The sequence below is a fragment of the Liquorilactobacillus nagelii DSM 13675 genome (genome assembly GCF_019444005.1).
In the GTDB taxonomy this organism is placed as follows: domain Bacteria; phylum Bacillota; class Bacilli; order Lactobacillales; family Lactobacillaceae; genus Liquorilactobacillus; species Liquorilactobacillus nagelii.
Genome location: NZ_CP049304.1, coordinates 2,425,920 through 2,439,348 on the forward strand (window position 1 = coordinate 2,425,920; position 13,429 = coordinate 2,439,348).

General features: G+C 35.5%; 12 protein-coding genes. 8 read left to right on the forward strand and 4 right to left on the reverse strand.

What is annotated here, in order from left to right; genetic code table 11:
• The first annotated feature begins 300 nt into the window (after positions 1–300).
• The gene (locus tag G6O73_RS12025) at positions 301–1,122 is read left to right on the forward strand and encodes a hypothetical protein (protein WP_057885324.1); all 822 of its coding nucleotides are present in this window, start codon (positions 301–303) and stop codon (positions 1,120–1,122) included.
• Between the two features lie 71 nt (positions 1,123–1,193).
• Here G6O73_RS12025 and G6O73_RS12030 read toward each other — a convergent pair whose 3' ends face one another.
• From G6O73_RS12030 to G6O73_RS12045, 4 genes are all read right to left on the reverse strand, one after another.
• Positions 1,194–1,805, reverse strand: coding sequence for a histidine phosphatase family protein (locus G6O73_RS12030; protein WP_057885325.1), 612 nt, complete (start codon positions 1,803–1,805; stop codon positions 1,194–1,196).
• Between the two features lie 76 nt (positions 1,806–1,881).
• Positions 1,882–2,553 carry a GntR family transcriptional regulator gene (locus G6O73_RS12035; protein WP_057885381.1) on the reverse strand — a complete coding sequence of 224 codons (672 nt, stop codon included), beginning with the start codon at positions 2,551–2,553 and terminating at the stop codon, positions 1,882–1,884.
• A 128-nt stretch (positions 2,554–2,681) separates the two neighbouring features.
• Positions 2,682–3,629: a sugar kinase gene (locus tag G6O73_RS12040; protein ID WP_057885326.1), complete on the reverse strand. Its 948-nt coding sequence runs from the start codon at positions 3,627–3,629 to the stop codon at positions 2,682–2,684.
• A gap of 18 nt (positions 3,630–3,647) precedes the next feature.
• Positions 3,648–4,295 (reverse strand): bifunctional 4-hydroxy-2-oxoglutarate aldolase/2-dehydro-3-deoxy-phosphogluconate aldolase, encoded by a 648-nt coding sequence (locus G6O73_RS12045; protein ID WP_057885327.1) that lies wholly within the window; start codon positions 4,293–4,295, stop codon positions 3,648–3,650.
• Positions 4,296–4,478: 183 nt separating this feature from the next.
• Between G6O73_RS12045 and G6O73_RS12050 the strand changes: the two genes are divergently transcribed.
• The 7 genes from G6O73_RS12050 (at position 4,479) to G6O73_RS12080 (ending at position 13,412) form a co-directional block, all read left to right on the forward strand.
• A complete protein-coding gene (locus tag G6O73_RS12050) occupies positions 4,479–6,119 on the forward strand; it encodes a mannitol dehydrogenase family protein (protein WP_057885328.1) in 1,641 nt (546 codons plus the stop codon).
• Between the two features lie 22 nt (positions 6,120–6,141).
• Positions 6,142–7,218, forward strand: coding sequence for a mannonate dehydratase (gene uxuA, locus G6O73_RS12055; RefSeq protein WP_057885329.1), 1,077 nt, complete (start codon positions 6,142–6,144; stop codon positions 7,216–7,218).
• A gap of 18 nt (positions 7,219–7,236) precedes the next feature.
• The gene (gene uxaC, locus G6O73_RS12060; protein ID WP_057885330.1) at positions 7,237–8,652 is read left to right on the forward strand and encodes a glucuronate isomerase; all 1,416 of its coding nucleotides are present in this window, start codon (positions 7,237–7,239) and stop codon (positions 8,650–8,652) included.
• Between the two features lie 26 nt (positions 8,653–8,678).
• A complete protein-coding gene (locus tag G6O73_RS12065) occupies positions 8,679–10,199 on the forward strand; it encodes an MFS transporter (RefSeq protein WP_057885331.1) in 1,521 nt (506 codons plus the stop codon).
• A 10-nt stretch (positions 10,200–10,209) separates the two neighbouring features.
• A complete protein-coding gene (locus G6O73_RS12070) occupies positions 10,210–11,094 on the forward strand; it encodes an aldose 1-epimerase family protein (RefSeq protein WP_057885332.1) in 885 nt (294 codons plus the stop codon).
• 21 nt (positions 11,095–11,115) lie between these two features.
• Positions 11,116–12,084, forward strand: a complete 969-nt coding sequence (locus G6O73_RS12075) for a sugar kinase (protein WP_057885333.1) — start codon at positions 11,116–11,118, stop codon at positions 12,082–12,084.
• A gap of 377 nt (positions 12,085–12,461) precedes the next feature.
• A complete protein-coding gene (locus tag G6O73_RS12080) occupies positions 12,462–13,412 on the forward strand; it encodes a sugar kinase (protein ID WP_057885334.1) in 951 nt (316 codons plus the stop codon).
• Positions 13,413–13,429: the final 17 nt, after the last annotated feature.

Genomic DNA, 13,429 nt, shown 5'->3' on the forward strand with positions numbered 1-13,429 from the left:
CTCCTTATGTTATAGGTTATATATAATGAATCTATTTATTTTTTGAATATCACATGTTGGTTTCTAAGTGTCGCGGGTCAACTAATAGAGTTTTTTTGTTCCGCTAGTACAATGCCTCGTAAGGAATATCCTCCAGATGATCACTTGAAGCTCACATCACATGCTGTGTTGAATAAAATCGTATTTCTTAGTTTAACTTTTTTTAGTAAGATAGGTCAACTGATAATGGTTTGTCAGATGAAATTTTTATTGTAAAAAATGCTATAATACTAACTGAAAGCCAGCACGGAGGGATGAATTATGAGAAAACGTACTTGGTTTATGATTACATTAATCATTGCCGTAATTTTCATCGGTTATGGGTACACGAAGCATGTTGAAAATAATCAATATTATCAAGAATTACTTAGCCAAGCGGAATCGGCAATTAATGATCAAGCTTATCAAACGGCGCAGGTCGATTTGGAAAATGCATTAAAGAAAAAGAAAGACGGAGAAACTGCTCAAATTTATTTAAAGCAAGTTAAATTTTATCGCCAAGGATTGCATGCCATCCAGAAAAAAAATTATCAAAGGGCACAAGTGAAATTTCAAAAAGCAGCTCAACAGCAAGATGGAATGCAGGTTTTAGTTAGTCGAGCTACTGCTAAACAAACTGAACTGCAAGAAGTTTTAAGAGAATTGCCAATTTTTGAACGAGCTTATCGACGAGCCAAAATTTTATCAACTAATTATGAATATACAGCTTCTAATACTAAATTAGCCGTAATTTTGGGCTATGGTAATATTAAACAGGCTTATTATAGTGAGATTTATCAAAAGGCTCAAAAATTACAAACATATAACAATCGAATTTTAACCAAACTAGGCTATCATGTTGATAGTGGTGTTTCGGCAACAGATTCATCAGCTACTGATTTTTTGCCGGGAAGCAGCAGTAGCAAAACTGATGCGGCAAGTCTGAAAAAGATAACCGCCAAACAAGTTAAACAAGCTCGACGTGATTTAACAAAAGAAGGTGTCGATGCTGACTTATTTAGTGATACGCAAGTTAAACAAGTAATACAAGAGGCCAATAACCAAGGGGTTTCAGTCCGCCAGATAGCTCGAGAATTTAAGTGAATTAAAAAAGTTGCGACAAAAGTAGTTATTTTGCCGCAGCTTTTTTTAGACTAAGGTTGGACTCAAAATGGTTAGTTAGCTGTTGTTAAATCACGATTAAAATAATATACGGTTTGGGTTTGTGAAGTTAACTCAATTTTAGTTAACCCAGCATTTGTTGGTTCATTTAAACTTGACAGCCGATTGATTCCCAAAACGGCGTTCAGCATTAATTTGATGGTAAAACCATGGCTAGCAATCAAAATTTTCTTAGTTGGATAATGTTCGACTAATTCAGCAAACAATTGCTGCAATCTAAAGGTGACTTGCGCAAAATTTTCACCATGATTAATTTCGGCAGTTCCAGGTAACAAGTTGTGGCGTAAGTCAAAACAATCAGGAAATTTTTGCCAAATTATTTTTTTAAGTTCACCATCCCAAGAACCATAGTCAAATTCTTTTAGACGATTATCAAAGACAGTGGTCAATTTTGGAGCAATGATTGCCGCTGTTTGAGCAGCTCGTAATAGTGGACTAGCATATACAAGATCAAAATTAATTTTCTGTTGCTTCAACTGGACACCAACTGTTTCAGCTTGTTTTTTTCCTTTGCTCGTCAGTGGTGTATCAATTTGACTTCCTTGCAAGATCCCCTTAGCATTAGCCTGACTTTGCCCGTGACGAATTATATATAAGATAGTAATGATATTTTCCCCCAGTATTTTAAAAGTAATAGTAACTTCAGAATACGCAATTGACCAAAGAAAAGCAATCTGTTAATTACTTTTTAGAGGGAACGTTGGTGAAATATTCAGGAAAAGTCCGTAATAATGCATCTTTTTCGTCGAGCATCAAATGAAGATGGTTAGCTATCAAACGTTCCGCTTCATCGGGATCATGAGTTTCAACTGCTTTTAAAATTTTGGCATGTTCACTAATCAAATTTTCCCAAGCCAATTCTTTTACCTTTAATCGCAGCATTCGAAAACGATTTAACTGCATATTAGTGGTTTGCAGCCATTCCCAAACTTGTTGGTGATTAGTCATTAAATAAAATTCGCGATGAAAAGCTTCATCTTCACCAAAAAATTTTTCAAATTCTTTTTGGTGAGAGAAAAACTTCTGATTAGCAATAATCGTATTGAGATTTTTGATGTAAGCTGGATCATTTAGCGCAGCAGCTTCTTTAACAATTCGTGTTTCAATACTTTCACGAATAAACCGGGCACTGATTGCGACTTGCAAGTCAATCTTGGTGATATAGGTGCCTGATTGAGGAATAACATTGATTAATCCCTCTTGCCGCAGTTGGAGTACTGCTTCACGAATCGGGGTTCGACCGATATTTAAATCTTGACTTAATTCTTTTTCAGAAATTCGTTGTCCAGGTTGATATTCAGTGTTGACAATTCTTTTTAGAATTTCTGCGTAAGCTTGTAATTTTAGGTTCATTGCTGGATTCAACAAAAAAATCACTCTCTTCTTAAAATAATGTAACTTGTAAAGTACATTAAGTTTATTACTTGATTACAAGTATATACATTATTTATGGGGCATGCAATTTGATTCAAGGTTTACTTTTATAGATGCTCATCAAGAAAATATTTTAATTCGAGTTGATCAGGATAATTATCATTGTCACCAGCTGTTTGAACTGCTAAAGCACCAATTGCATTTCCTCGTTGAATAGTTTCTTTTAAAGTTAACTGATCAAGTAGCCCCGAAATTATGCCTGCTGCAAAGCCATCTCCAGCACCAACGGTATCGATTACTTGATTAACTTTGAAGCTCGGTACAAATCTAGTTTTTCCTTGATAACTTTTAAAATAACTTCCTTTGGAGCCAATTTTAATAACGACGATTTTACTTCCATGCTGTAGATAAAAATCGGCTACTTCTTCTGGTTTTTCTAATCCACTTAAAGTTTTACCTTCTTTTATTCCCGGTAAAACAATATCAGCTTGAAATGCCAATTCATTGAGAGTGGTTATCATTTTTTGACTGGAACTCCAAAGAGCTGGTCTTAAATTGGGATCAAAAACAACCAACACCTTGTTTTGGTGTGCTTTTTTAATTAATTTCTCCGCTATTAAGAGGGTTTTATCTGAGAGCGCGGCAAAAATACCCGTTAAATGCAGTATTCTAATGTTTTCAAAATTAATTTGTTCGACAATTTTGGGACTTAGCTCTGTTATAGCTGAGTTTCTGCGAAAATAAAAAGTGTGCGGATCGCCTTGAGTTACTTTTTCTTTTAATTCAAAGCCTGTCCAGACATGTTGACTGGTAGATAGATAGCTAGTGCCAATTTTAGCTTGAACCAATTGTTTTTTAATAAAACTACCAAATGGATCGTTGCCGACGCATGAAATATATTCTGTTGAAAATCCGAGCTTTGAAACACCAATAGCAACATTCAATTCTGCACCAGCTAAATGTTTCTGAAAATTTGTTGCATCAATTAAGTTTTGATTATCTTCAGTGGCTGCGAAAACGACTAAGGGTTCACCAACTGTTAGTAAATCAAGCATATTTTTCCTCCACCTAGGTTAGTTTTGGCGAATTTCTTTTAATTTTTCAGCGTACTTTTGGGCATTTACAGTAACTCCAGCTAAATCACCATTTTCTGCTGGTTTTAATAAATTGCTGCCAGCGCCTACGGCGATTACACCTGCTTTAAACCACTCAGCCATATTGTCTAAACTAACTCCACCAGTTGGCATAATGTTGAGTTGTGGTAATGGAGCAAGAGCAGCTTTAACCATTTGGGGACCAGCAACTGAACCGGGAAAGAGTTTAATGATATCAACACCTGCAGTCAAAGCAGTTTGCATTTCGGTAAGAGTTTGACATCCGGGAGTATAGGGAATTTGATAGAGGTTGCAGATTTTTGCAACTTCAATATTAAAACTTGGACTAACAATAAACTGAGCACCAGCTAAAATTGCCAATCGAGCAGAGATCGGATCAAGAACAGTTCCAGCACCGATAACTACATCAGTGTTTTGATATTTGTTAGTCAAATTTTCGATTACTTGGTCGACTTGTGGGACAGTAAAGGTTAGTTCGATACCTTTCAGACCACCTGCAATAACGGCTTCTGAAATTTCAAGTGCTTGTTTTGGAGTTTGTGCGCGAATTACGGCGATTACTCCAGCATCAACAACTTTATTTGTATAAGTGTTTTTTTGTAACATTTGAATTCCTCCTAAACATTTGTGAAAATAAAATCAAACTTGGACTTGACATTCAAATCGAAAGCGTATACATTAAAAGTGTCAATTGATATATTAGTACACTAGTATAGTAAAACAGTCTGTTTGATTTTACAAGAGGTTTGAAAAATTTGAAATATTTCAAGATATTTGGAGGCTGAGATTATGGTTAAACTAACGGATAATTACGTTACAAAGCAAGCTGAGTTTAAAGCAGCTGGAATTGAAGTACCTAATTATTTACAAGAAGAAGTCATCAAAGAAACCGAAAAAAATCCAATTTGGGTTCATTTTGGTGGGGGTAATTTATTTCGTTGTTTTCATTCGGTGATTGCTCAACAATTATTAAATCAAGGTAAATTAAAGAGTGGCATCATCGTAGCTGAAACCTATGATCAGCAAGTTATTGATGATATTTATCATGCTTACAATAATCGGATTTTGAGTGTCACGATGGGGAGTGACGGTAGTTTAAAGAAAGAATTAATTGCTAGTGTGGGCCGCAGTACTTACTATAATGCTGATTACCCAACTGGTTGGGAGTATTTAACTGAAGTTTTTGAAAATCCAACACTTCAATTTGCAACTTTCTCAATTACAGAGAAAGGCTATGCTTTACGAGACATTAATGGCAAGTTAACTGCGTCAGCTCAAGCAGACATTACTGATGGAACTAAACATCCGAAAACTAACATGGGAGCAGTTGCCCACTTACTATATGCTCGTTATTTGAGAAATCAAGCACCAATTGCCATGGTTAGCACGGATAATTTTTCAGAAAATGGCGCGCGTTTAGAGGCAGCGATTTTAACCATTGCCAAAGGTTGGTTAGAAAAAGGATTTGTGGAAAAAGGCTTTATTGATTATTTAACCAATCCAAAGAAGGTCACTTTCCCTTGGAGTATGATTGATCGCATTACGCCTAATCCAGCTGAAAGTGTTGCGACTAGATTAAAAGCGGATGGTTTTGAAGATTATCAAATTGTTCATACTGAAAAACATACTAATATTGCTCCATTCGGTAATACTGAAGAGACTCATTACTTGGTTATTGAAGATAATTTTCCTAATGGAAGACCACCATTAGAAGAGGCAGGGGTTTTATTGGCTGATCGTGAAACAGTTAATGATGCTGATCAAATGAAAGTTACGGCCTGCTTAAATCCATTACACACAGCACTAGCTATTTTTGGTAATTTGCTCGGTTATACTTCAATCTGGAAAGAAGTGGAGAATCCGGATTTATTAGCTCTGATTAAAAATTTAGGCTATCGTGAAGATTTGCCAGTTGTTAAAGATCCAAAGATTTTGAATCCACGTAAATTTATTGATCAATTAGTTAATAAACGGTTACCAAACAAAAATATTCCAGATACTCCGCAAAGAATTGCCAGCGATACTTCACAAAAAATTCCAGTACGCTATGGTGTAACAATCCAGCACTATTTAGATGATGATAGTCGCAATGTTCATGACTTGGAATTTATTCCTCTAATTTTGGCTGGTTGGTGCCGTTATTTAATGGGGATTGATGATGACGGTAATGACTTTGAGTTAAGCCGTGATCCGATGTTGTCAGAGCTGCAGCCATATGTAAAAGAGATTGAATTAGGAACTGAAGTTGATGTTCATCAACATTTACAACCGATTTTGAGCAATCAGGAAATTTTTGGCAATGATTTATATGAAATTGGTTTGGCTGGTAAAGTTGAGAATTACTTTGCACAGATGATTACTGGACCAGAAGCAGTTATTAAAACAATTCGGCAAGCAGTTGCTGAAAAGGGATTTGAATTTTCCGAATAAAAAGAGGCAGGAGAGATTATTTATGAAAAACATGGGTTTTAGATGGTATGGATCAAATGATGATGCAATTAAATTAAAGGATATTCGTCAGATTCCCGGCACAACACAAGTTGTCGGTGCTTTATTCGATGTTCCAGTGGGTGAAGTATGGCCAAAGGAAAAAATTGCCGTTTTAAAGCATGAAGTTGAAGCAGCCAAATTGAAGTTAGAAGTTATTGAATCTGTTAACATTCATGATGATATTAAAATTGGCTTACCAAGCCGGGATCAATATATTGAAAACTACAAAGAAACAATTCGTAATTTAGCTGAATACGGAATTAAAGTAATTTGTTATAATTTTATGCCAATTTTCGACTGGGTCAGGACCGAATTACATTACAAATTAGCTGATGGCTCAACTGATATGGCATTTCAGCATGAAAAAGTTGAAGGCGATCCAGAAGATATTTTGAAATCAATTCAAGATAATTCTAATGGGTATGTATTACCTGGCTGGGAACCGGAACGTTTAGCTGAAGTTAAACGCTTGTTTGCAGCCTACAGCGAAGTTGATACCAAAAAATTAACAGAAAATTTGAAGTATTTCTTGGACGAAATTATTCCTGTTTGTGAAGAATGTGACGTTCGGATGGCAATGCATCCAGATGATCCGCCACGCCCATTGTTTGGATTACCAAGAATTTATAAAAACCGCGAGGATATGTTAGCAATTGAACAACTGCATGAATCTAAATATAACGGATTTACAATTTGTACCGGCAGTCTAGGTGAGAATCCAGCCAATGATGTGCCAGCCATTATTCGTGAATTTGTAGCAAAAGATCGAGCACCGTTTATTCATGCGCGGAACATCAAATTTATGGGGAATGAAGGTGACTTCCATGAATCAGCGCATCTTTCATCAGAAGGATCGCTGGATATGTACGAAATAATGAAAGCCCTTTATGATACTGGCTTTGATGGTTATATTCGACCAGATCATGGTCGTGATATTTGGGGTGAAGAAGGCCGACCAGGCTATGGCTTATATGATCGAGCATTAGGTATTACGTATTTGAACGGATTGTGGGAAGCAATTGAAAAAGAAAATAGATAAAATCGAGGAGGAATAAAAATGTCTTTTCTAGATAAGGATTTTTTATTAACAAGTGAACCGGCTAAAAAATTGTTTCATGAGCACGCTGAAAAAATGCCAATTATTGATTATCATTGTCATCTAGATCCTAAAGATATTTATGAGAACAAGAACTATCCTAATTTAACCCGAATTTGGCTGAATGATGGGATTTTCGGTGATCATTATAAATGGCGGTTGGAGCGAGCCAATGGTGTAACAGAAGATTTAATTACTGGTGGTGGTGATGAATATCAGAAGCTTGTCGAATGGGCTAAAACGATTGAAAAAGCAATCGGTAATCCATTATATGAGTGGACAAATCTAGAATTAAAACGCTTCTTCAAGATTGACAAACCTTTTACAGTAGCTAATGTTCCTGAAATTTGGGAAAAAGCTAATGAGTTATTGCAAACTGAAAATTTTAAACCACGTAATTTAATTAAAAATGCCAATGTAAAAGTTGTTTGTACGACGGACGACCCAGCTTCAGATTTACATTACCATAAATTATTAGCTGCAGAAGAAAAACAAAATGGTTTCAAAGTTTTACCTGCAATGCGTCCAGATAATGCTATTAGAATTAATCAAGGAAATTTCGGTGAGTATCTTAAGCAATTAGCGGAAGTTTCGGGGGTTGAAATTCATGATTTTGCTTCACTAGTGTCAGCATTGGATCAACGATTTGAGTATTTTGCATCAATGGGTGGGCATTTATCTGATCATGGCTTGAACACTTATCATTTTGAAAAACTTTCAATTGCAGAAGTTGATGAAATCATTACTAAAGCACAAACAGATAATCAACATCTATCTGATAAAGAAATTAATGGTTATCAAACAATGTTGCTGGAAGCATTGATGAAATTAAACAAAAAATATAACTGGACAATGCAATACCATATTAATGTTTTACGGAATGCAAATCCAAGAATGTCAACCAAGTTAGGACCAGATACTGGTTTTGATTCAATGGGTTCTCAAAGTGGAATTGCCGGAGAAATGATGAAGTTATTAGCAGATGCAGAGGAAAATTTGCCAAAAACAATGTTATATTCAACTAACCCTAACGACTGGATGGAATTAGCGACCGGAATGCAGAGTTTTCAGGGAGAAGGAGTTCAAAAATTACAGTTAGGTTGTGCTTGGTGGTTTAATGATACTCGTGAAGGAATGCACGATCAATTAACTGTGATGGCACAGCAAAGCTTACTCGCTAACTTCGTAGGAATGTTAACAGATTCACGTAGTTTTCTATCTTATCCACGTCATGAATATTTCAGACGAGTTTTATGTGACTTAATTGGAGAATGGGTTGAACGCGGACAAGTTGTTGAAGACTACGACTATCTGGGCAAAATTGTAGAAGATATTTCTTATAACAATGCTTATCATTATTTCGGATTCTTTGATTAGTTAAAGAAAGTAAGGGTGTTTAAATTATGGAAAAGAAAACTAACTGGGTTTACACTCCCAAAGAGATTACAGTAAAACGTGGTATAGGTTTCGGATTAACTGATTTAATGGGCGGCGGTTGGAATAATATAGTTTCTGGTGTTATTTTCGTGTTTGTTATGAGTCAAGGAATCAGTCCTGCTTTAGCGGGGGCAATTACAGGAATTGGTAGGATATTCGATGCATTATTCTCTTTGTTTTTTGGCGCTATTACAGATGGCTTTTATCGAACTAAATTAGGCAGAAAATTTGGTAGAAGGCATTTCTTCATTTTATTAGGTGGAATATTATTTATGGTCGTGTTTCCACTATTTTGGGTAAAAGCAACTAATTGGATTTATTATTTGATTGTTTATATTGCGATTGAATTGATTATCGCGATGATTTTAATTCCATGGGAAACACTTCCAACAGAAATGACTACTGATTATCGTTTGAGAACAGTTCTTTCGGGATCAAGGATGTTTATTTCGGCTACTGGGACAGCAATTGTTTTTCTTGTGTTGGCAGCTTTGAAACACACCAATAACCCGAATGCTTATCTGATTACAGGGATCATTTGGACGATTATCTTTGTTTTAGCAATTTTTATTTCATATCGAAGTACTTGGGAACGTCCTTTGACGCCTGAATTTATTAAAGAGTTGGAAAGTCGGCCTAAGTTGAGTATTACCGAGTTTATGAGTAAAACTGTTAAAGATTATTTTTCAACTTTTAAGAATAAATCATTTAGAAAACATTTAGCAATCTATTTACTTTCATTTACTGGTAAAGATTTCTATTCAACATTATTACCAACTTTTATTGTATGTGCATTTCAAGGTGTTAGTGCAGATTTGCCATGGACCTTACAAGCATTATCAATTTTTGGAATATTATCAACTTTAGCAGCAGCCAAATTAATGATTACTCACGGACCGAGATTCTTATATTCATTAAGCTATATCACAATTTTGATTACTATGATTGGATATACCCTAACATGGTTTTTACACATTAAAAATCCTATTGTAATTTTAATTGTTATTTCAGTGTTTTATCAATTGGCACGTGGAATTTTGGAATTTACCCCATGGAATGTTTTCCCATTCATTCCTGACGTTGATCGGATTATGACACGTGGTGATCGAGCTGGAATTTATGCTGCAGTTATGACTTTCTTTAGAAAATCTACTGGTGCGGTTGCTTCTTGGATTGCCGGAATCTTATTAGCAGAGATTGGTTTTAATTCAAAAACAATGTTGGCATTTGGATCAACGCCTCACGGGATTCAAGCTGGAATTACAGTTATTTTCTTTATCGGACCAGTTGCTTTGATTGTATGGGCATTAATCTTGGCTGGTAAATTTAAATTAAATAAACAAACACATGCTGTATTGAAAGCTGAAATTGAGCGCCTTGAAAATGGTGGCAGTAAAAAGGATGTAACTCCTGAGACAAAAGCTGTAGTTGAAGAGTTGACAGGTCACCCTTACGAAAAGTTATGGCCAGATGAACCGGAAATATAGAGGTGCAGCGATGATAACAATTGAAAATAATTATTACCGAATAAACATTGATGAAAAAGGCAGCCAATTAACAAATATTTTAAACAAAAAAACAAATTCTGAATATCTTTGGAATGGTCAGGAATGGCCAAAACATGCTCCATTACTCTTCCCAGCGATTGGGCGTTCAAATAAGGATAGTTATTTAATTGATGATCAACCGTTTGATATGCCGCAACATGGATTTGCTGCGGATGAGGAGTTTGAAGTTATTCAAAAAAGTGATACTGCAGTAACTTTTGAATTGAAAAGTAACGCAACAACAAAACTCATGTATCCTTTTGATTTTTCGCTAAAGATTAAATACCAATTGTTGAGTACAGGACTTTCGATCAGTTTTAAGGTAACTAATCTTAGTTCAAAAACAATGCCATTTGCATTAGGCTCACATCCAGCATTTAATGTGCCTTTGGTTGGGGGAAAAGATAGTTTTGATGATTATTATCTAGAATTTACTGGAAATCAGGATAAATTACAAGTATATGAGATAGTGATGAAACCATTTCCGTATCGTACTGGGAAATTAGAACTTTTACCAACAGAGCACAAACATCAGGTTAAACTATCACGAGGGTTGTTTAGTAAAGGATTAAGAATAATTGCTAACCAAGATGTAAGAGAAGTTAAACTTGCTTCAAACAAATCAAATCAGAGTATCTCATTAAAATTGAAAGATTTTCGAAATGTTTGTCTTTGGACCAAGGAGGACCAGCCATTACCGTTTTTATGCATTGAGCCTTTTAATGGTTTGCCAGATATCACTGGTGAACCAATCGATTGGATGAAAAAAGATGGAAACTTGTTTTTGAAACCTGCTCAAAGTAAGTTGATGCAGTATGAAATACTTTTTGATTAATAAAACGAGGAGAGATGAATAATGGCAGAATTGATTACTGCTGGTGAACCTATGGGATTATTTATTGCCCAAGATAAAGGGTCACTGAAACAAGTTAAGCATTTTACAAGTCGAATTGCCGGTGCAGATTTGAATGTAGCGATTGGGGTAGCCCGATTGGAACATTCGGTTAAGTTTATTTCTCAAGTTGGCAGCGACACGTTTGGCGAACAGATTAAAGATTTGTTGAGATCAGAAAAAATAGATCTAAAGGATCTGCAAACTAGTTCAACTTGGAAAACTGGTTTTATGCTAAAAGGCCTGGCGGATGATGGTCGACCTGAAACGGACTATTATCGTAAAGGGAGTGCTGCAGCTCATATTAATTTGAAAAAACTAGAGTTTTTAGATTTTAGTGAGACTAAGATTCTACACCTAGGCGGAATCTTGGCTGGCTTAAGTGATGAAGGTTATCAAGCTACTTTGAAGTTAATCGAATTGGCACGGAAGCAGGACATTCAAATTACTTTCGATCCAAACTTGCGACCGACAATTTGGGATTCGGAAGGTCTGATGATTAAACGGACTAATGAAATCGCTAACTTATGTGATGTAGTAATGCCGAATATTAAAGAAGGGCGGATTTTGACTGGTAAGACAGCAGTTGAAGACATTGCGGATTATTATTTAAAGAATTCAAATAGTAATGTACAGCAGGTCATTATCAACTTAGTGGATGATGGTTCGTATAGTAAACATCGTCAAGCAAATGGCAGTTATCAGATTGAAAGAGTTGCGGCAATTAAGATTCCAGAAATCATTGATCGTGTCGGAGCTGGAGATGGATTTGTAGCGGGAGTAGTTTCAGCGAAATTAGAAGACTTAAGTGATCGAGAATGTTTGCAGCGTGGAAGCGCAATTGGAGCGATTCAAATGCAAAATCTTGGTGATAATGAAGGATTGCCAGATAAAGAGCAGCTGGCGGAATTTATGATGACTAATTTGTTATAGAATATATTAATCAAGCAGAACAATTAAGGGAATTTGTTTGTAATGCAGATTGTAGCGATTTTCAAAAAGTTGAATTCTTAGTTTGATTTTTGGAGAAGTGGTACAAATACTACATATAATGAGTTCCTTTTTTTTTGCAAAGATTGTTCTTTTAATCACATATGTTTTTGATATGTGAATTTGCTTTGTCAAAGTAAGCGCCATGTAAAAATTCTATAAATTCTAATGTATCCAAAAATTTTTTAAATTCTGATGGTTAACGTTGTCATTAATTTTTATTTTTTCAAAAAAAGTGCTACACAAAACAGTATTATAGTGTTATCATTTAGACGTTGAGTTGATTATGTTCACGTGAACAGAAGGAGGGTTAAAATGTAATGCCTGAGTTTTTGTCAATTGGGGAACCATTAGTCGTATTTGCTGCTGAAAATGAGGATCAACCACTTGCTAAAGCTGAGACTTTTAAGAAATATGTGGCAGGAGCAGAATTAAATGTTTGTTTGGGCTTGAGCAAGTTGCAACATGTTGTGCATTATGTATCAAGACTAGGAAGAGATCCATTTGGTGATTTTATTGTTACTAGTATTCAAAAAAATCATATAAAAACTGATTATGTTTCATCGACAGATAAGTATAAGACTGGTTTTTATTTCAAAAACAAAGTTTCTACTGGGGATCCGGATACTTTCTATTTTCGAAAAGATTCAGCAGCTTCACATTTTGACGCTGCAAAAATTAGCAAAATTGATTTCAGCAATTTAAAAGTAATTCATTTGACTGGAATATTTGCCGCTTTGTCTCCAGAAAGCATGAAAGCGCTCTTAGAAATCGAGAACTTTGCTAACAATCGACAGATTATGATTACCTTTGATCCTAACTTGCGCCCAGCTCTATGGAAGAATCAATCGACAATGATTCGAACAACGAACCGTTTGGCTGCTAATGCAACGATTGTGATGCCTGGCGTCAATGAAGCTGAAATATTGATGGGAAGTCGGGATCCTAAAACAATTGCAGATTTTTACTTAAAAGGTAAAAAAACACAAGCAGTTGTTATCAAAATGGGTGCCAAGGGTGCCTATTTTCAAGATGTAAAAGGTAACTCTGGTTTTGTTCCAGGCTTTAAGGTGACTGAAGTTATCGACACAGTTGGAGCAGGTGATGGTTTTGCGGTTGGATTCATCCACGGGATTTTAAATGATTACTCTTTGAAAAAGTCAATTGATATTGCTAATGCAATTGGTGCGATGGCAGTGACTTCTGAAGGTGATAATGACGGTTATCCTGATTCAAAACAATTAAATGAGTTTTTAAAAGCTAATCAGTAGAGGAGATGGGTTTTTTG

What these genes read in the sequence shown, in the direction of transcription:
- G6O73_RS12040 (WP_057885326.1), bottom strand. Translation starts at nt 3,629, where the DNA reads ATGCTTGATTTACTAACAGTTGGTGAACCCTTAGTCGTTTTCGCAGCC.
- G6O73_RS12065 (WP_057885331.1), top strand. Translation starts at nt 8,679, where the DNA reads ATGGAAAAGAAAACTAACTGGGTTTACACTCCCAAAGAGATTACAGTA.
- G6O73_RS12075 (WP_057885333.1), top strand. Translation starts at nt 11,116, where the DNA reads ATGGCAGAATTGATTACTGCTGGTGAACCTATGGGATTATTTATTGCC.
- G6O73_RS12035 (WP_057885381.1), bottom strand. Translation starts at nt 2,553, where the DNA reads ATGAACCTAAAATTACAAGCTTACGCAGAAATTCTAAAAAGAATTGTC.
- G6O73_RS12050 (WP_057885328.1), top strand. Translation starts at nt 4,479, where the DNA reads ATGGTTAAACTAACGGATAATTACGTTACAAAGCAAGCTGAGTTTAAA.
- G6O73_RS12045 (WP_057885327.1), bottom strand. Translation starts at nt 4,295, where the DNA reads ATGTTACAAAAAAACACTTATACAAATAAAGTTGTTGATGCTGGAGTA.
- uxuA (WP_057885329.1), top strand. Translation starts at nt 6,142, where the DNA reads ATGAAAAACATGGGTTTTAGATGGTATGGATCAAATGATGATGCAATT.
- uxaC (WP_057885330.1), top strand. Translation starts at nt 7,237, where the DNA reads ATGTCTTTTCTAGATAAGGATTTTTTATTAACAAGTGAACCGGCTAAA.
- G6O73_RS12070 (WP_057885332.1), top strand. Translation starts at nt 10,210, where the DNA reads ATGATAACAATTGAAAATAATTATTACCGAATAAACATTGATGAAAAA.
- G6O73_RS12025 (WP_057885324.1), top strand. Translation starts at nt 301, where the DNA reads ATGAGAAAACGTACTTGGTTTATGATTACATTAATCATTGCCGTAATT.
- G6O73_RS12080 (WP_057885334.1), top strand. Translation starts at nt 12,462, where the DNA reads ATGCCTGAGTTTTTGTCAATTGGGGAACCATTAGTCGTATTTGCTGCT.